Genomic DNA, 17,040 nt, shown 5'->3' on the forward strand with positions numbered 1-17,040 from the left:
AACGGCCGCGATGTTCGTACATCGCGGCCGTTTTTTATTCTGCTCCGGTCAGTCCCGAGCCTGAATACCGCTCTGTTTCATGACCAGATTCTTTTCTTTCTTGTATTGCAATGCCACTTCCGGCGCCGGGCCGCTCTGGCCGGTCTCCATCCACTTGCGCAGGCGACTGGCGTCGGCGAAGTGTGTGTACTTGCCGAAGGCGTCGAGAATGACCACCGACACGGGACGGTTGGCCATTGTCGTCAACAGCACCAGGCAGTGACCGGCCTGGTTGGTGAAGCCGGTCTTGGTCAGCTTGATGTCCCAGTTTTCCTTGCGAACCAGGTGATCGGTGTTGTTGAACACCAGGCTGTAGGTTGGCTTGCGGAACGTCACAGTCTTGTTTTCGGTAGTGCTCAGCTCGCTGAGCATCGGGTACTTGCGGGCAGCCATCACCAGTTTGGTCAGGTCGCGGGCAGTGGAGACGTTATAAACCGAGAGCCCGGTGGGTTCGACGTAGGCCGTATGTTTCATGCCCAGCGCCTTGGCTTTGGCGTTCATCGCCAGAATGAACGCCGGGTAACCGCCCGGATAACTGTGCGCCAGGCTGGCCGCTGCGCGGTTTTCAGAGGACATCAGGGTGATCAGCAGCATGTCGCGGCGGTTCATCTCGCTGCCGAGCTTGACGCGGGAGAACACGCCTTTCATTTCCGGTGTCTGGGAAATGTTGACCGGAATGACTTCGTCCATTGACTGCTTGGCGTCCAGCACCACCATCGCCGTCATTAACTTGGTGACCGAGGCGATGGGTACGATGACGTCCGGGTTGCTGGAGTACAGGACTTTGTCAGTCTGCAGGTCGATGACCATCGCACTGCCGGAGGCCAGGTGCAGGTTGGAAGGATCGCGATTCAGAGCAGCGGTTTCGTTTGCCAGGATGGAAGTGGAAAAAGCTGAACCTGTAAGTACACATAATAGGCCCAGAACGGACAGACGAATTTTCAAGAGCAAGGCTCACTCGATAAGGTGTATTAGTGGAAGGAATAGGCGTAAACCCAGCATTTTAGAAGCAGGCTTCAACCAATGTCGATGGGCGCTGTAGGGCGTTTCGTCAATAAAATCGGAAAACGCCCTTTCGTTAAGTCGCTGTTAAGTTGGAAAACCGTGCAAAACAGCGGGCACGTTGAATATTCATGGTGTCTGAAGCTGGCACCGATTAGCATTCCCAGCCATCGAAGATTATGGATTCAAGGAGTCGCACAATGCTCAAGGGGTTTATCGGCAAGGAGTACGTCGTTCTGGTAATCGCCGCGTCTTTGGTGACCGTACTGCTGTTATTGGCCGGGTTTTTCTTGCGCCCATCGGACTGGGCTGGCTGGATGCAGGCCATTGCATTGATTGTCGGCATGATGGTCGCCATCGCTGTGCCCGGCATCCAGCGCAAACAGGAGGCTAAGCTCGCCCACAAGCACGTGCGCGATCGCGAGACAGGCTATGCGCGACGTATGCAATACCTGTGCGGCGAGTTGAGCGAGCTGCATGCACGCATCAACCTGAACCTTGCGCACCTGCGCGCCAGTGATCGTCATAGCCTTAAGTTCACCTTGCAGGACTACCTGCATCGGCTGTTCGAGTCCCACAAACTGGATCTGAACGATGACCGCGTGGTGCTGGCGTACGAGTTGCGGCAGGTGGCCAACGACCTGATCGACGAGCTGGACAGCGGTCGCACCGATCGCGTGGTGTTCATGGCGCTGGAAAAGCGTTTGCAGAAGCTGACGCATCGGTGTCAGGTCAACGCAGCGATGGCAGAGCGAACGTGATTAGGAAGTTCGGGCATGCGGTGAACGCATAAGTCACTGAATAAGAAGGTTCTTTGTGGGGGCGGACCGGGCTGCGTTCCGCTTGTCCGCGAAAGGCCGGTACATCCGACGCAGATACACTAGCTGCGTTTCTGCATTCGCGGACTAGTCCGCTCCCACGAAATTTGCCGCGCGACAGCGCTACGTCGAAGACGTGGCGAAGCCTCCACAGACCGATGTCTGTTGCGCAACCGCGCTGCGTCAAATACGTGGTTGAGTCTTCTTCTGTAATTTCAACGCTCGAATAAAAAAACCGCATCAGTCGATGCGGTCAAGGGAGAGTGCGGAGCAACGCACGAAGTACGCCAAGCAACCGGTCAGTGCGTCAGCTATCCAAAACGCGGCTTTTCAGTTCCTCGGAAAAGGCTTGGGCTACAGGCAATGATGCGAAGGGGCCGCTGACCGGTTCACCATCCTGAATCAGATACCAGCACGCCAAAAGTCCGCGCTCTCTGAGCGGGGCCGGGACTGCGCTGCCTACCACGGACATGATTTGAACGTTACTCATAGCGACCTCCATCTGTTCATGAGGCCACTTTACGGGGTCGACCGTGCAGGCAGAAATCGACGCTCTCAATAGTCGTCATTGACAGCAACGAGGGTTGAATGCGTTGCAGCGCGGTGCAGGGGTGTGCGCAAGAAATGAAAAACCCGCCGGTGAAGGCGGGTTTTTTGCTGTTACCAGCGGCCGTGTGGGCCATAGCCCTGGTAATAACCTGGAGGCGGGCCGCCGTAAGGACGATAGTAGCGTGGCGGCGGTGCCGGATAACGCTCTACAACCTCATACGCTGGCTGGTAATAGACTACCGGCGGCGGAGGTGGCGGTGCGTAGTAGACCTGCTGCACGGGCTGCTGATAGTAGACCGGCTGGCGTTCGACATAGACCGTTCTGTCACGGCTTGAAGATACCGCTGCGCCCACCACGGCGGCGCCGACCAGCGCACCTACCACGGCTGGGCCACCCCAGCCACGATGATCGGCGTTCGCCTGACCTGCCAGGGCCAACGCACCTATAAACAAGGCAATCTTGGGGAGTTGACGAATCATGAGTGTTCCTCGCTTTCAACCCGTTGTCGCGGGCCTGCATTAAGCTCAAGCACTGCCACGGGATAACTCTAAGACATCGTTTTTTTTAAAATCTGCGAAATCGTTGAGTAAATTTTATGTAAGGTGCTTTCCATCCAGAGGGCCGGACAACTTTCGTCCTGCCGGCGAGGCGCAGTGTACGCCTGGCGAACAGATTAAATCCAATACCGTTCAGGAGAAAAACATGGCCATTACTGCCAACAAGGACACCGTATTGTGTATGTCGATGGCAGCGCGCCCGGGAAACTTCGGTGTGCGTTTCCATAACCATCTTTATCAACAGTTGGGCCTCAACTATTACTACAAGACCTTTGCCCCCAATGACCTGAAGGCTGCGGTGGCCGGTATTCGCGCGCTGGGCATTCGCGGCAGTGCCGTGTCGATGCCGTTCAAGGAGGACTGCATCGCGCTGGTGGATGAACTGGATGCCTCGGCCGCCGCGATCCAGTCGATCAACACCATCGTGAACACCGACGGCCACCTGAAAGCGTTCAATACCGATTACATCGCAGTCGCTCAACTGATGCAAAGCCATGCCGTACCGCACACCGCGTTTGCGTTGCGCGGCAGTGGCGGGATGGCCAAAGCGGTGGCCTTTGCGTTGCGCGACGCAGGTTTCACCGACGGGTTGATCGTGGCGCGTAACGAGCAGGCCGGTAAGCGCCTGGCCAATTCCTGTGGCTTTCGCTGGCAGGCCGACCTGAACGATGAGCGACCTGCCTTGCTGGTGAATGTCACGCCTCTGGGCATGAGCGGCCCGCAGGCTGATGAGCTGGCGTTCGACGAACAGGCCATCGAGGCAGCGCACACGATCTTCGATGTGGTGGCCACGCCTGCGGATACCCCGCTGATTCAGGCCGCCCGACGTCTGGGCAAGAAGGTCATCAGCGGGGATGAAGTCGCGGCGATCCAGGCACTTGAACAGTTCGTGCTGTACACCGGCATTCGCCCGACCGACGAGCAATATCAGCAAGCGGCGGCCTTCGCCCGAGGCTGAGCCGTCCGCCTGTCAGTGCGGCTCCAGTTTCGCCAGCCGCTCTTCGAGGGCGGCGACCCGGGCTTCGAGTGCTTCGATGCGCTCGTTCGACGCCGTACCGACTGCACTGCGCTCGGGCGCAGCCTGGCGATGGGCGAGCAATGCCTGCAGGTCCTCCGGATCACCCAGGGCGTGCATGTAACGGTCTTCGCGCTGGCCCGCCTGACGCGGTATCAGCATTGCCAGGCCTCTGGCGATCAAGCGCTCCAGTTGATGGACGACCTGCTCGGCATCTTCGAAGTCATGCATGCGGTTGCTGCGGGTCAGCAGTTCGCTCACCGTCTGCGGACCGCGCAGCAGGAGCAGGCCGGTCAGAATGACCTGCGCAGGCACCAGTTCCAGCCCCTTATCGACCTTGTGTTCCCATCGATCGGCGCGGCTGCCCATCACCAGTCGTGTCAGCCCGCGACCCTCCAGCGCCCGTAGGCTTTGGCCCACCTGGCCCTGAGTCAGGTTCATGACAGGATCGCGACTGGTTTTCTGGTTGCAGGCCAGCACCAGTGCATTGAGTGTCAGCGGGTAGGTTTCGGGGTTGGTCGCCTGCTTTTCGATCAGGCAGCCCAAGATGCGCACTTCGACGCTGGTGAGCTGCAAGGCCTCGGCAGTATCGGGCGCTTCGGTCGAGGAGGGTTCGGTGGACATGGACGCTTCCCTGGATAATAACGGTGAATCAGCCTATGGCGTGATGCGTTTTTTTGCCAGTGCGTCAGCACATACGTTGAAAAGACTCGCGGTCTTTCGCGCAGGGCAGGTCTATAATTGCGCCTTTATCACTCAGGATATGTCATGTCTATTTCCCTGTATGCCGCTTCGATTCCTGTCTTTCAGCAGATGCTCAACGCGCTGAGCGATGTTCTGACCAAAGCTGAAGGCCACGCGACCGAGAAGAAAATCCAGCCGCCAGCGCTGTTGCAGGCTCGTCTGTTCCCGGACATGCTACCGTTTACCCGCCAGGTGCAGATCGCCGTGGACTTCGCCAAAGGGGCGTCGGCGCGTCTGGCGGGTGTCGAGATTCCGCAGTACGAAGACACCGAAACCAGCTTTGCCGAATTGCAGGCGCTGCTGGCCAAGACGCTTGAATTCATCGGCACCATCAAGCCTGAGCAGGTCGATGGCAACGAAGGCATCGAAATCGTGCTGCGTCCCGGCACCGATAAAGAGCGTCGCCTGAACGGTCAGGCCTACCTGCTGAGCTACGCCTTGCCGCAGTTCTTCTTCCACGTAACCACCGCTTACGACCTGCTGCGCCACAACGGCGTCGAGATCGGCAAGCGCGATTTCATGGGCAAGTTCTAACCGCCCGTATTCAACGCACAGGTCCCCTCTGCTGATACCGTTGCGTGCATTAGGTGCAGGCAACGGTATCTGCTTGGCGTCGATTCATTTCTAATTTTCAGCTGTTTAACGCGGGCGCATCCATTGGATGAGCCGGTGTCGTTGTTGTGGAGTTTTGATGTTACTGCCCATTCTGCTGTTGTCGGCCGCTGGATTCACCGTGCTGACCACAGAGTTCGTCATCGTCGGCCTGTTGCCTGCGATGGCCCGTGACCTGGCTGTCACCGTACCGCAGGCCGGATTGCTGGTGACGCTGTTCGCTTTTACGGTCGCAGCGTTCGGGCCCTTTCTGACGGCGTACTGCTCACGGTTCGATCGCAAGCGCCTGTTCGTCGGCATCCTGATTCTGTTTGGCCTCTCGAATGCGTTGGCGTCAGTGGCCCCTAACATCGCGGTGATGGGGCTGGCGCGGTTGATCCCCGCGTTGGGCCTGCCCGTGTTCTGGGCGTTGGCCAGTGAAACGGCGGTGGACATCGTCGGGCCGCAGTTCGCCGGGCGAGCCATTGCCAGGATCGGTTTCGGAATCGTGTGCGCCACCGTGTTCGGCATTCCAGTCGGCACGCTGATTTCCGATGCATTCGGCTGGCGAACGGCGTTTGCGGCGCTGTCGGTACTGGCCTTCGCCAAGGCATTGCTGCTGACGATCTACCTGCCCCAGACCCTGGTCAAAAAAGAGCCGGTTTCCATCCTCAGCCAGTTCGGCATCTTGCGCAGCCGACTGATGCTGGGTCATGTGTTGCTGTCGGTGCTGGTGTTCAGCGGCATGTTCACGGCCTACACCTATCTGGCCGACATGCTGGAAAGTCTGGCCGGGTTCGATGGCGCGTTGGTGGGCTGGTGCCTGATGGGCTTCGGTGCAGTCGGGCTGCTCGGCAACTCCTTGGGCGGCCGTATGGTGGATCGTCATCCGTTGATCGCCAGCCTGGTGTTCTGCGCGTTCATGATTGTTGGCATGGTCGCGGTGGTGCCAAGCATTCATTCCTATGTCGCGCTGGCGTTTGCGCTCGCAGTGTGGGGCGTGACTCAGGCGGCGTTGTTTCTGGTCAGCCATGTGCGTCTGATCAAGGCCGCACCTCAGGCACCGGCCTTCGCCGCATCACTGAACATCGCCGGTGCCAACCTGGGCATTGGCATCGGCGCGCTCATCGGCGGCAGGGTGATCGACCACCTGGGGCTGGACAACCTGGGCTTCGCTGCGGCTGGCATCATCTTTCTGGCGATCCTGCTGGCCTGGCTATTGATGCGCAGCAGACCGCTCCGGATTACTGCTTAATCGCTGTCAGTGAATAACTGGTTCCGCGCACCTTCGGCAATGGCGACGACGCCGGGGTGCCGGACCTTGCGCTCGACCGTGATGGCATAGAAAGACTCGGTCACGGCATTCGTCTGGCCGATGACCCGCACGCCATACTGGCTCTGTACCTCCTCGGCGATCACGCTGGGCGCCACGAAAACGCCGCTGCCTGATTTTCCGAAAGCCTTCATCAGTGCGCTGTCATCGAACTCGCCGACAATGCGTGGCTGGATTTTTGATTCGGCGAACCAGCGCATCAACCTGCCGCGCACCACCGTCTCCTGGCCAGGAATCAGCAGCGGTGCGCCATGCATGCAGTGGGGGAAGTCGCCGCATAAGCGCTCAGCCACCTCCCGGGTGGCGAAGAACGTTACGCCGCACTCGCCCAGTTTCTGGCTGTGGCCTTTGATGTCTAGGTGCTGTGGCATCGGGCTGTCGGAAATCACCATGTCCAGACGCTGAATCGCCAGGTCCGCCAGCAGTCGCTCAAGCTTGTCCTCGCGGCAGGTGATGCGAATCGACTCCTTCAGATCCATTGTCGGCGCGATCAGGTGATAGACGATGGATTTGGGCACGACGTCCGCCACGCCGATCCGGAACAGCAATTGCTGTTCATCCGGATGCGAACTCAACAGTGTCTCCAGCTCATTGCCCAGCTGAAACATCTGCTCCGCGTAGGGCAACGCCATGCGTCCCGCCTCTGTCATTTCCAGTTGGCGACCCACGCGCTGAAAGAGATCAACGCCCAGTGACGTTTCCAGCAAGCTGATTTGTCCGCTGACGGTTTGCGGTGTGAGGCTCAGTTGCTCACACGCGCGCACGATGCTGCCGGTCTTGGCCACCACCCAGAAGTAGTGCAGTTGGCGATAATTGAGCATGTTCACTGGCCGATTCGTTAAAACCGAAGTATATCGCTTATAAAATCGAATTTTCCTTATGTTTCCATTTCCCTAGAATGCCTTCCAACGCCGGACACGACACCTCGTCCGGCTTTGCCCACCGAGGGAAATATGAATAAATCATTTTGCGCTGTACTTTTGGCAGGTTCGCTGGTGGTAATGGCCGGGTGCGATCAGATTGAGTCGTCTTCCAAGCAGATGCTGGACACAGCGGCCAATTCTGCCAGGCAGGCGATTGACGAGACGCACCAGGCTGCGACCAAAGCGGTAGAAGAAGCCAAGCAGGAACTTTCAGGACTGGAGGCGCCACCAAGCTCCGCTGAATCAGACGGCAAGTCCGGTAAAGAAATCTAACATTCGTTCAACTATTGGCTCAGGCAGGGCAGTGATCTATGGAATACCTATTGGAACTCGCGACCAGTCCGGCTGCGTGGATTGCGCTGGCGACGCTGGTCGTGATGGAAGTCGTGTTGGGTATCGACAACCTGATCTTCATCTCGATCATCACCAACAAGCTGCCGGAACATCAGCGTGAGAAAGCGCGGAAAATGGGTATCGGCATGGCGCTGGTCATGCGTCTGGGCCTGCTCAGCACCGTGGCGTACATCGTGCAGTTGACCGAGCCCGTGTTTGAAATGTTTGGCCAGGCGTTCTCGTGGAAAGACATGATCCTGATCGCCGGTGGCCTGTTCCTGGTCTGGAAAGCGACCACGGAAATCCATCACAGTATGGACGTTAAGACCGAGGAAGAGAAAACCCTGAGCGCCACCGTAGCCCTGACGATGGGCAGCGCAATCGTTCAGATCCTGATGCTGGACCTGGTGTTCTCGATCGACAGTATCATCACCGCTGTGGGCATGACTGAGCACTTGCCGATCATGATCATCGCTGTCGTGAGCGCCGTCGTCGTGATGCTGGTAGCGGCCAACCCATTGGCGAAGTTCATCAACGACAACCCGACAGTGGTCATGTTGGCGCTGGGCTTCCTCATCATGATCGGTATGACGCTGATCGCAGAAGGCTTCGGTGCCCATGTTCCAAAGGGCTATATCTACGCCGCCATGACGTTCTCGGCAGCCATTGAAGGTCTGAACATGATGGTCCGCAAGGCCAAACGCAAGAAGGCTGCACGTCTGGCTGCCAACGCCTGATCGCACCTCGCATGAAAAAACGGTCGGCTCGAGCAATCGGGTCGACCGTTTTGCATTTCAGGGTCAGCCAGAACCGTTTGCAACCCGACTTCAGTGCGCGATGGCCTGTCCGGCTTTTGGCGATCTGTCCAGCTTCAAGCGCTTGGGCGAGGGCGGGGTGACCGTGTGAGGGTGATGACGACGCGACACACGCATCACTCCCCACAACATGGCAGTAGCCACCGCAAGCCACGAGGCGACCAACATCACGATTGTCAATTCCAGGCTCATAAGTGCCTCCACGTTTCCTGCTTTTGTGTTGCATTCCTGATAACTGACAGTCTAGTCATGGGCATGTTGCGATTAATTGACCAATGGCGTTTTGGTATGACCGATTCGGTCTAATGACCTCATCTGACTGTGCTCAAAGGCTATACCCCGGCCGTTGCGAGCTCTATGATCGGCATTCAGGTCGAGCGGGGACTGCTCGATGTCAGTTGAAGTGAGTGAGCATGTTGTCGGTATCTTTGTTTGTAAGGGCGGTTCGTTCCAAAGGTTGGCTGCTGTTCGCAGCGCTGACTTTCGGTATTTGCGGCTGTGCCTCTATGGCTACACCCCAGATCAAGCGCCTCCCGGACCGCGTTGAGCTCAATTCAGTGCCGTTCTTCCGGGGCAATATCTATCAGAGTGGTCCGGGGGCGTTGGCCAGTATGCTTGCCAACCAGCAAGTACAGACCACTCCGGGCTTGCTGGATAAACCTCTGCAGCTGCCGGCCGCCGAAGATCGCCTTGAGCAGAACATGCCGAAGGTGGCTCGCGAGTACGGGTTCATGGTGTACCCGCTGGATGGAAATTTGCAGGCGCTGCTGACCCAGGTGTCGGCGGGGTATCCCGTGATGTTGCGGTTCTCCCAAGGCTCCGCGTTCTGGAAGTCACCGCGCTACGCCGTGCTGGTCGGTTACAACCGGGTCAAGGAAACCGTCTTGTTGCATGCAGGCATGGACCGCCGTTACGTGATGAGTTTCAGCAGTTTTGTGTCTGCCTGGAACGATGCTGGCGATTGGGCGGTACTGATCCAGTCACCGCGTCAACTGCCTGCTCAGGTGGATGCCCAGCGCTGGCTGAAGGCTGCCGCCGAATTGTCGCAATCGGGGCAGGAACAGGCGGCAGGCGAGGCAACCCGGACATTGAATCGTGCTGGCAAATGACTGAACAACGTGAATGAAAACGGCGCCCCATGAGGCGCCGTTTTTTTGCGGTTATCTGGGTGTTCAGAAACCCAGACGGTCTCTTAGGCTGTAATACCAGGCGCCCAGTGCCGTCATCGGGGTGCGCAGCAATTGCCCGCCGGGGAAGGGGTAGTGCGGCAGGTCGGCGAACGCATCAAAACGTTCCGCCTGACCGCGCAGTGCTTCGGCCAGCACCTTGCCCGCCAGATGGGTGTAGGTCACGCCGTGGCCGCTGCACCCTTGCGAGTAATAGATGTTGTCTCCCAGACGTCCTACCTGCGGCAGGCGAGACAGGGTCAGCAGAAAGTTGCCTGTCCAGGCGTAGTCGATCTTCACGTCCTTGAGTTGCGCAAACGCCTTGATCATTTTAGGGCGGATGATGGCTTCGATATTGGCCGGGTCGCGCGCGCCGTACACCACGCCGCCGCCGAAGATCAGTCGCTTGTCGGCGCTGAGGCGGTAGTAATCCAATAAATAGTTGCAGTCTTCGACGCAGTAATCCTGCGGCAGCAGGGTTCTGGCCAGCTCATCGCTCAAGGGCTCTGTGGTGATGACCTGAGTACCGCACGGCATGGACTTGGCTGCCAGCTCCGGCACCAGATTACCCAAATAAGCGTTGCCCGCCACAATAATGAACTTGGCGCGGACCTTGCCCTGCGCAGTATGCACGACCGGGCTTGCGCCTCGCTCTATGCGGATCGCCGCCGACTGTTCGTAAATCGTGCCGCCCAGGGTTTCCACCGCAGCGGCTTCACCCAAGGCCAGGTTCAAGGGATGAATATGACCGCCGCTCATGTCCAGCAAGCCGCCAATGTATTGATCGCAGGCCACCACTTCGTTGATCCTGCGCGTATCCATCAACTCCAGCTGGGAGTGGCCGTAGCGTTCCCACAGCCGCTTCTGCGCCTCGAGGTGAGCCATTTGCTTGCTGGTCAGCGCTGCAAACACGCCGCCATCTTTCAGGTCGCACTGAATGCCGTAGCGGGAGACGCGGTCACGGATGATTGCAGCGCCCTCGAATGCCATCTGCCCCAGCAATTGCGCCTGGCGCGGACCAACGGTTCGTTCGATGACGTCGATGTCCCGGCTGTAGCTGTTGACGATCTGTCCGCCGTTGCGGCCCGACGCCCCGAAGCCCACCTTGGCGGCTTCGAGCACCGTCACCTTGAAGCCGTTTTCCAGGAGGAACAGCGCGCTGGACAATCCCGTGTAGCCGGCACCAATGATGCAGACATCCGTTTCGACCTCGCCTTGCAGAGCGGGGCGTTCAGGTACTGGATTGGCCGAGGCTGCGTAGTAGGACTGCGGATAGGGCGTGTTAGCCATCCTGAAGCTCCGTTTAATATTCTTGACGAGTGGGCGGATCGTACCCGAGATACCTACGCTCTGCCAGCGTCGTTCAAAAAGACTCTCCGCTTCATGCCTGGCAAAAATTGCGTTAATTCATAGGGTTAGCGATAAAAAACAGATTGACAGGAATATGAAAGTCGGTAGGATGCAGCCCCACAGCAGGCACGTAGCTCAGTTGGTTAGAGCACCACCTTGACATGGTGGGGGTCGTTGGTTCGAGTCCAATCGCGCCTACCAGACAAAATCCGCTCTGCTGGGCGGTAGGAGAAAGGCGATCCGAAAGGGTCGCCTTTTTTCGTTTCGGAAAGCCAATTTCGCTGCGTTAAATAATTCGCATATTCAGAGGGTTACTGCGAAAAAAGCCATTGACACGTATCTGAATATCCGTAGAATGCCGACCCACAGCAGGCACGTAGCTCAGTTGGTTAGAGCACCACCTTGACATGGTGGGGGTCGTTGGTTCGAGTCCAATCGCGCCTACCAAACAAATCCGCTCTGCTGGGCGGTAACAAAAAGGGCGATCCGAAAGGATCGCCCTTTTTATTGGGGATTTTTTGTGGCCCGTTATTGAAGGGCTATAACCACCGCGGCCAGCGCCTTTGCACTGGCGTCATCAAAGGCCGTTTTCAGGCCTGACGGGCAAACGACTTGACGATAGTTTTCGTTGCCGTGCTTGCTTTCAGATCGCTGACGTTCTTGGGAGCGAGCCATTTACAGGCGGCTATTTCGTTCTGCGGCCTGGCCTCTGTGGAGTCCGGCACCAGGGTGATGAACACGTAGTGAGTGACCCGGTCTTTCTCATACTCTGCCAAGTAGCGCAGTTCCAGATTTTCCAGGCCGGTTTCTTCGGTCAGTTCCCGCACGGCAGCTTGCGCAGGGGTTTCCCCAGGCTCGACTTTACCGCCAGGCAGTGCCCATTTCGATTTGGGTTTGCGCACGTAGAGGACCTGTCCGTCTCGCTTGCAGATGACTGTTGCTCGTTCTTTCATATCCGTTCACCTGTTAACGCGTTCCTCACCTTCAATATCTGCAAGGACTTCATGAACTTGAGACCGGCGAGCAGTTCGCTTCAGTCACTAAAATGTAATAAAAAGTTCATTTAATTGACATAAGCACAATCAGTGCCACCTCTTGAGCATAGTCAATCAGTGAGGGGGCGAGCGCTTGATTAGGCACTTTCTCGACCCTGAGCGTCAGAGGGGGCTGGCGGGGTCTCGCGTGACCATCTACTGATACAATTTCTGGTATGTCCTGCCGTCGTTTAGCGTGGTGAGGAAAGTTATTTCCTTCTCTTCTCCCGCCAACAGGATACCTGCCGCCGCGCCGACAGGCCCAAGCACAAGTACGCCCCGTCCGTAGCCTATATTTCGCGCCCCAAAAAAAAGTGCGGGTCAATGGCTGGAAGACGAGCTGCGGGGGGTAGGTGACGGAAGGTTTGGCAGCGTTCCCCACGTTTCAAGCAATCGCCGCGGCATGGGGAAAAGAGGTTACAGCCTGCCTGAATGCCGTGTAACGAGGGGGATGTGCGAACGGTCGATTCACGTTCCATCAAGCTGGAGGCTGAATCGGCCAGCCATCGGCCGGCCGATTTCACGGGGAAGGTCAGGCTGCAGCGTTTTCCTGCTTGAGGGTCGCCATGTCAATCACGAAGCGATACTTCACGTCACCCTTGAGCATGCGCTCGTAGGCTTCATTGATGTCCTGCATGGCAATCTCTTCGATGTCCGACACGATGCCGTGCATGGCGCAGAAATCCAGCATTTCCTGGGTTTCCTGAATCCCGCCGATCAGCGAGCCGGCCAGACTGCGACGTTTGAAGATCAGGTTGAACACTGCAGGGGATGGATGGGGTTCGGCTGGCGCACCGACCAGCGTCATGGTGCCGTCGCGTTTGAGCAGCGCCAGAAACGCGTCCAGATCGTGGGGCGCGGCCACGGTGTTGAGAATGAAGTCCAGACTGTTGGCGTAGGCCGCCATTTCGTCCGCGTTCTTTGACACCACGACTTCGTTTGCGCCGAGACGCAGGCCGTCTTCACGCTTGTTGGGGGACGTGGTGAACAGCACCACATGCGCGCCCATCGCGTGGGCGATCTTCACGCCCATATGACCCAATCCACCCAGGCCCACGATGCCGACTTTCTTGCCAGGACCGACTTTCCAGTGGTTCAACGGCGAGTAGGTAGTGATGCCTGCACACAGCAACGGTGCGACAGCGGCCAGATTGCCTTCGTGAGAGATGCGCAACACGAACTTCTGATTGACGACGATGTTGTCCGAGTAGCCGCCGAACGTGTTTTCGCCCCCGAACACCGGGCCATTGTACGTACCGGTAAAGCCAGCTTCGCAATACTGTTCTTCACCTTCGGCGCAGGACGCGCACGTCTGACAGCTGTCGACCATACAGCCTACGCCTGCCAGATCACCAACCTTGAAGGTGGTGACATTGCTGCCAACCGCAGTCACTTTGCCAACGATCTCGTGGCCCGGCACCGAAGGGTAAAGCGTGTTGTGCCACTCATTTCGCGCGGTGTGCAGATCGGAGTGACAGACGCCGCAGTACAGAATGTCGATCTGCACGTCATCTGCACCGGGTGCGCGTCGCTCGAATTGATAGGGTTTGAGTGTTTCGGTAGCAGCCTGGGCTGCATAGCTGTAAGTCTTGGTCATTGCGAACACCTGTCCAGTCTGTCGTTGGCGAAGAAATCGCAGGCCAGCATAGTGGCGAACACGGGATGTTGCCTGCTCCGGGAACAGATTCTGACCGGAAAACGTACAGGTTAGTGCCATAAGGCATGAGTCTGTCACAGGTCTGCAACATCCCGACGTACGGGTACAATCCTTGCAGTACAATCGCCGCAGTAACGTGACAGCGCCGGCCCGCCTCTGGTCGGGCGTCAATTATATTCGCCGTCGGTTTCTGAATCTGGTGTTTACATGACAGTTCCTCCCTTGGCCTCCTGCGTGCGTCAGTCGACCGGCTCAGATGATCCCTGCATCAGCCTGGTCGATCGTCGCCATCGGCTGTCCAGCCACCAGGCTATCGATGAGTTGCTGGCAACGGCGCGACGTCAGATGCCCGATGTGCCGTGGGCCATTTACGTCGCCGGTGAGCAGAAGCGTCTGTTGGGGCAGGGTGCCTTTCACTATGAGTGGCCAGAGCAGATTCCTGTTGGCCGGTTCGAGGCGTTCTGTCGCCAGGGCCAGGTTCATCGCTGGGCGACCGGCAGGGGGGAGGACGCGTTGGGCTGGCTGCTGGCACCGCTGGCCGAGTATGAAAACCAAGTGCTGGCGGACCTTGCTGTCAGAGTCGGATCGCTGTTGCAGAGCGCGGCATTGGTCAGGGCGCAGAGTACTCAGCGGGCGCTGTACGAGATCAGCCTGCTGGCCAGCTCCACGCACGAGCGAGGCACGCTCCTGCAAGGAATCCACCAACAGCTCGGTACGCTGATCGATGCCGAGAATTTCTACCTGGCCCTTTATGACAGTCAGTCCGGCAAGATTACCTATCCGTATTACATCGATCGTTTTGACGACGAGGCGATGGCGCCCGAGACCTTCGAGTACCTGGACTCCTCCCGAATCTCCATGACCAGCTACGTGTTGACCCAAGGGCAATCGGTGTTTCTCGATGCTTCGGGAATCGAGCAGGCACAGGCGCTGGGGCGTTTCACCTACCGAGGGCGTCGACCGGAGTTCTGGATGGGCGCGCCCCTGAAGAATGCGTCGGATGAAGTGTTCGGTATGGTCGCCATGCAGGTGTATGACGTATCCCGGGTTTACAGTGTCCAGGATCAGGCACTGTTTTCAGTGGTGTCCCGGCATGTGGCGATGGCGATGGACAGGCTTCTGCATCGCGCCCATCTCCAGCAGACCGTGCTGTTACGCACCCAGCAACTGTCCGCAGCCAACGATGCCTTGCGTCTGGAGGTGGCAGAGCGCGAGCGCGCCGAACACTTGCAGAGCGCTCTGTTTCAAATCGCCGAACTGTCCAGCCGTCCCGGAGACATGAACGAGCTGTTCCAGAGCCTGCACACGATCGTGGGCGAGTTGCTGGTTGCCCTCAATTTCTACATCGCGCTCTACAACCCTGCTACCGGCGAAGTGACCTTTCCCTATTACGTGGATGAACGCCTGGCCAGGCCGCCAGCGTCCCGGCGAGGCCAGCGTGGCTTCACCGAATATGTCATACGCAAGCGCCAGCCTTGCCTGATCGACAGCGAAGGCGCAAAAGCGCTTGAGGCGTCGGGCGAAATCGAAGTTCAGAACCAGTCCAACCGCTCGACGTCCTGGCTGGGTATCCCGCTGTTCGACGCTGAAGAGGTGCGGGGCGTTCTGGCTGTACAGAGCTACTCGAAACACGTCAGTTACACCCTGCGTGATCAAGAGTTGCTGACGTTCGTGTCGCGCCACATCGATACCGCCCTGTCACGCAGAAGTGCGGCCGAGGCGATTCATACCGCGAACCTGCGTCTTGAAGCGCGCGTATTGGACCGCACCCGTGAGCTGGACCAGCTCAACGCGAGGCTGCAATACGAAAACGCTCATGACTCGCTGACCGGGTTGCCGAACCGCAGCCATCTGCAACAGCAATTGCAGGTGGCCTGGATGAACTTCCGCAATCACGGTCAGACGCTGGTAGTGATGTTCATCGATCTGGACCGGTTCAAGATCGTCAACGACAGCTTAGGGCATCATTGCGGCGATCTGCTGTTGATCCAGGCGGCCCAGCGGTTGCGAAGCTGTATGCGCGAAGGGGACCTGCTGGCGCGGCTGGGCGGTGATGAGTTCGCCGTGCTCGGCATTGGCGCGCGTTTGAGCACGGGTGTTGGCATCGCCCAGCGCATCCTGACGGCATTCGAGTCGCCCTTTGTCATCGACGAACACACGGTGTTCAGCTCTTGCAGCATCGGTGTGGTGGGTGCTGACGGGCAGTTTCATAAGGAGCCTGCCGACCTTCTGCGTGATGCGGACACGGCCATGTACACCGTCAAGAATGGCGGACGGGATGGTTGTGCTGTTTTCAATCAAGCGCTGCGCCGTCAAGTGTCGGATCAGATGGACCAGGAAGGCGCGTTGCGGACAGCACTCAAGCGTACGGATCAACTCATCCCTTATTTTCAACCCATTATGTGTCTGGAAACCGGTCGGCTGCTGGCCCTTGAGGCGCTGATTCGCTGGCGGCAGCTGGATGGGCAGGTCGTGACCCCAGAGCGCTTCCTGCCGGCCCTGGAAGGGCTGCGCCTGATCGGCCGCCTCGATCTGTACATGCTCAGGCAGGTCATCGCCATTTTGGCCGACCCTGCCAATGCTCACCTGCCGCCAGTCCATGTGAACTGCTCCAGCTTCAGCATTACCCGGCCAGCCTTCGCTGGCGAAGTTCTGTCAATGCTGGCCGAGCAGGGTGTTTCGCCAGCCAGGTTGTGCCTTGAACTCACCGAGGGCGCACTCGTCGCGGAGCCTGAGCAGGCGCGCCTGTCCATGAAGCAATTGGCCGATCAAGGCATGTCGGTGGTGTTGGACGATTTTGGCGCAGGGTTTTCCTCGCTCAGCTATGTGCATCAGTACCATTTCAGTGGGCTGAAGATCGACAAGTCGTTCATCTTCGAGTTGACCACCAGCACTCGCAGCCGCGCCATCGTACGGGCCATCGTGCGCATGGCCGAGTCGCTCGACCTGAGTGTGGTTGCCGAAGGTGTCGAGGACCTGCAGACCCTGGAGTTGCTGCGTGAAATGGGCGCAGGCCAGGCGCAGGGTTATTACTTCGCCGAGCCTTTGCCACTGGAGCGTCTGCAGGACGGACTAAGCCGCACGACCCATTAGCGGCAATAGATTGTCGGCAA

At 58.2% G+C, this 17,040-nt stretch carries 17 protein-coding genes and 2 tRNA genes; 10 read left to right on the forward strand and 9 right to left on the reverse strand.

All coding sequences use genetic code 11. From position 1 onward, the window contains the following. Positions 1-48: 48 nt before the first annotated feature. Positions 49-990, reverse strand: coding sequence for a D-alanyl-D-alanine endopeptidase (gene pbpG, locus ALP40_RS19135; RefSeq protein WP_122209760.1), 942 nt, complete (start codon positions 988-990; stop codon positions 49-51). A 251-nt stretch (positions 991-1,241) separates the two neighbouring features. Between pbpG and ALP40_RS19140 the strand changes: the two genes are divergently transcribed. Next, complete coding sequence (locus tag ALP40_RS19140) at positions 1,242-1,802, forward strand: hypothetical protein (RefSeq protein WP_122209761.1); 561 nt, start codon at positions 1,242-1,244, stop codon at positions 1,800-1,802. 364 nt (positions 1,803-2,166) lie between these two features. On the opposite strand, the gene ALP40_RS19145 is transcribed toward ALP40_RS19140, so the two are convergent. Together ALP40_RS19145 and ALP40_RS19150 are read right to left on the reverse strand one after the other, a co-directional pair. Then, entirely contained in the window at positions 2,167-2,349 is a 183-nt protein-coding gene (locus ALP40_RS19145) for a hypothetical protein (RefSeq protein ID WP_122209762.1), read from the reverse strand. Between the two features lie 170 nt (positions 2,350-2,519). Continuing rightward, the gene (locus ALP40_RS19150) at positions 2,520-2,888 is read right to left on the reverse strand and encodes a hypothetical protein (protein ID WP_122209763.1); all 369 of its coding nucleotides are present in this window, start codon (positions 2,886-2,888) and stop codon (positions 2,520-2,522) included. Positions 2,889-3,111: 223 nt separating this feature from the next. Between ALP40_RS19150 and ALP40_RS19155 the strand changes: the two genes are divergently transcribed. Further along, the gene (locus tag ALP40_RS19155) at positions 3,112-3,924 is read left to right on the forward strand and encodes a shikimate 5-dehydrogenase (RefSeq protein WP_122209764.1); all 813 of its coding nucleotides are present in this window, start codon (positions 3,112-3,114) and stop codon (positions 3,922-3,924) included. A 12-nt stretch (positions 3,925-3,936) separates the two neighbouring features. On the opposite strand, the gene ALP40_RS19160 is transcribed toward ALP40_RS19155, so the two are convergent. Further along, a complete protein-coding gene (locus ALP40_RS19160; protein ID WP_122209765.1) occupies positions 3,937-4,605 on the reverse strand; it encodes a YceH family protein in 669 nt (222 codons plus the stop codon). Positions 4,606-4,749: 144 nt separating this feature from the next. Here ALP40_RS19160 and ALP40_RS19165 point away from each other — a divergent pair, with 144 nt between their 5' ends. Together ALP40_RS19165 and ALP40_RS19170 are read left to right on the forward strand one after the other, a co-directional pair. Next, positions 4,750-5,259, forward strand: a complete 510-nt coding sequence (locus tag ALP40_RS19165) for a DUF1993 family protein (protein ID WP_122209766.1) — start codon at positions 4,750-4,752, stop codon at positions 5,257-5,259. A gap of 157 nt (positions 5,260-5,416) precedes the next feature. Next, complete coding sequence (locus ALP40_RS19170) at positions 5,417-6,571, forward strand: MFS transporter (protein ID WP_122209767.1); 1,155 nt, start codon at positions 5,417-5,419, stop codon at positions 6,569-6,571. Here the strand turns inward: ALP40_RS19170 and nhaR are convergent. Further along, a complete protein-coding gene (gene nhaR / locus ALP40_RS19175) occupies positions 6,568-7,470 on the reverse strand; it encodes a transcriptional activator NhaR (protein WP_122209863.1) in 903 nt (300 codons plus the stop codon). The two genes, ALP40_RS19170 and nhaR, sit on opposite strands and share 4 nt — an antisense overlap. 132 nt (positions 7,471-7,602) lie before the next feature. On the opposite strand from nhaR, the gene ALP40_RS19180 reads away from it, so the two are divergent. Next, positions 7,603-7,845 (forward strand): hypothetical protein, encoded by a 243-nt coding sequence (locus tag ALP40_RS19180; RefSeq protein ID WP_122209768.1) that lies wholly within the window; start codon positions 7,603-7,605, stop codon positions 7,843-7,845. A gap of 38 nt (positions 7,846-7,883) precedes the next feature. After that, positions 7,884-8,642, forward strand: coding sequence for a TerC family protein (locus ALP40_RS19185; RefSeq protein ID WP_122209769.1), 759 nt, complete (start codon positions 7,884-7,886; stop codon positions 8,640-8,642). 90 nt (positions 8,643-8,732) lie between these two features. Here ALP40_RS19185 and ALP40_RS19190 read toward each other — a convergent pair whose 3' ends face one another. Continuing rightward, positions 8,733-8,912: a hypothetical protein gene (locus ALP40_RS19190; protein ID WP_122209770.1), complete on the reverse strand. Its 180-nt coding sequence runs from the start codon at positions 8,910-8,912 to the stop codon at positions 8,733-8,735. A gap of 221 nt (positions 8,913-9,133) precedes the next feature. On the opposite strand from ALP40_RS19190, the gene ALP40_RS19195 reads away from it, so the two are divergent. Further along, the gene (locus ALP40_RS19195) at positions 9,134-9,829 is read left to right on the forward strand and encodes a peptidase C39 family protein (protein ID WP_122209771.1); all 696 of its coding nucleotides are present in this window, start codon (positions 9,134-9,136) and stop codon (positions 9,827-9,829) included. A gap of 63 nt (positions 9,830-9,892) precedes the next feature. Here the strand turns inward: ALP40_RS19195 and ALP40_RS19200 are convergent, their stop codons facing one another. Next, positions 9,893-11,176, reverse strand: coding sequence for an FAD-binding oxidoreductase (locus tag ALP40_RS19200; protein ID WP_122209772.1), 1,284 nt, complete (start codon positions 11,174-11,176; stop codon positions 9,893-9,895). A gap of 184 nt (positions 11,177-11,360) precedes the next feature. On the opposite strand from ALP40_RS19200, the gene ALP40_RS19205 reads away from it, so the two are divergent. Together ALP40_RS19205 and ALP40_RS19210 are read left to right on the forward strand one after the other, a co-directional pair. Continuing rightward, a tRNA-Val gene (locus tag ALP40_RS19205) sits at positions 11,361-11,437 on the forward strand. Positions 11,438-11,606: 169 nt separating this feature from the next. Beyond that, a tRNA-Val gene (locus tag ALP40_RS19210) sits at positions 11,607-11,683 on the forward strand. 143 nt (positions 11,684-11,826) lie between these two features. Here the strand turns inward: ALP40_RS19210 and ALP40_RS19215 are convergent. Together ALP40_RS19215 and ALP40_RS19220 are read right to left on the reverse strand one after the other, a co-directional pair. After that, positions 11,827-12,189, reverse strand: coding sequence for an NUDIX hydrolase (locus ALP40_RS19215; protein ID WP_122209773.1), 363 nt, complete (start codon positions 12,187-12,189; stop codon positions 11,827-11,829). A 613-nt stretch (positions 12,190-12,802) separates the two neighbouring features. Further along, entirely contained in the window at positions 12,803-13,867 is a 1,065-nt protein-coding gene (locus ALP40_RS19220) for an NAD(P)-dependent alcohol dehydrogenase (protein WP_122209774.1), read from the reverse strand. 267 nt (positions 13,868-14,134) lie between these two features. Between ALP40_RS19220 and ALP40_RS19225 the strand changes: the two genes are divergently transcribed. After that, positions 14,135-17,020 (forward strand): EAL domain-containing protein, encoded by a 2,886-nt coding sequence (locus tag ALP40_RS19225; protein ID WP_122209775.1) that lies wholly within the window; start codon positions 14,135-14,137, stop codon positions 17,018-17,020. The last annotated feature ends 20 nt before the right edge of the window (positions 17,021-17,040 follow it).

This window comes from Pseudomonas viridiflava, assembly GCF_003702045.1.
Classification (GTDB): domain Bacteria; phylum Pseudomonadota; class Gammaproteobacteria; order Pseudomonadales; family Pseudomonadaceae; genus Aquipseudomonas; species Aquipseudomonas viridiflava_C.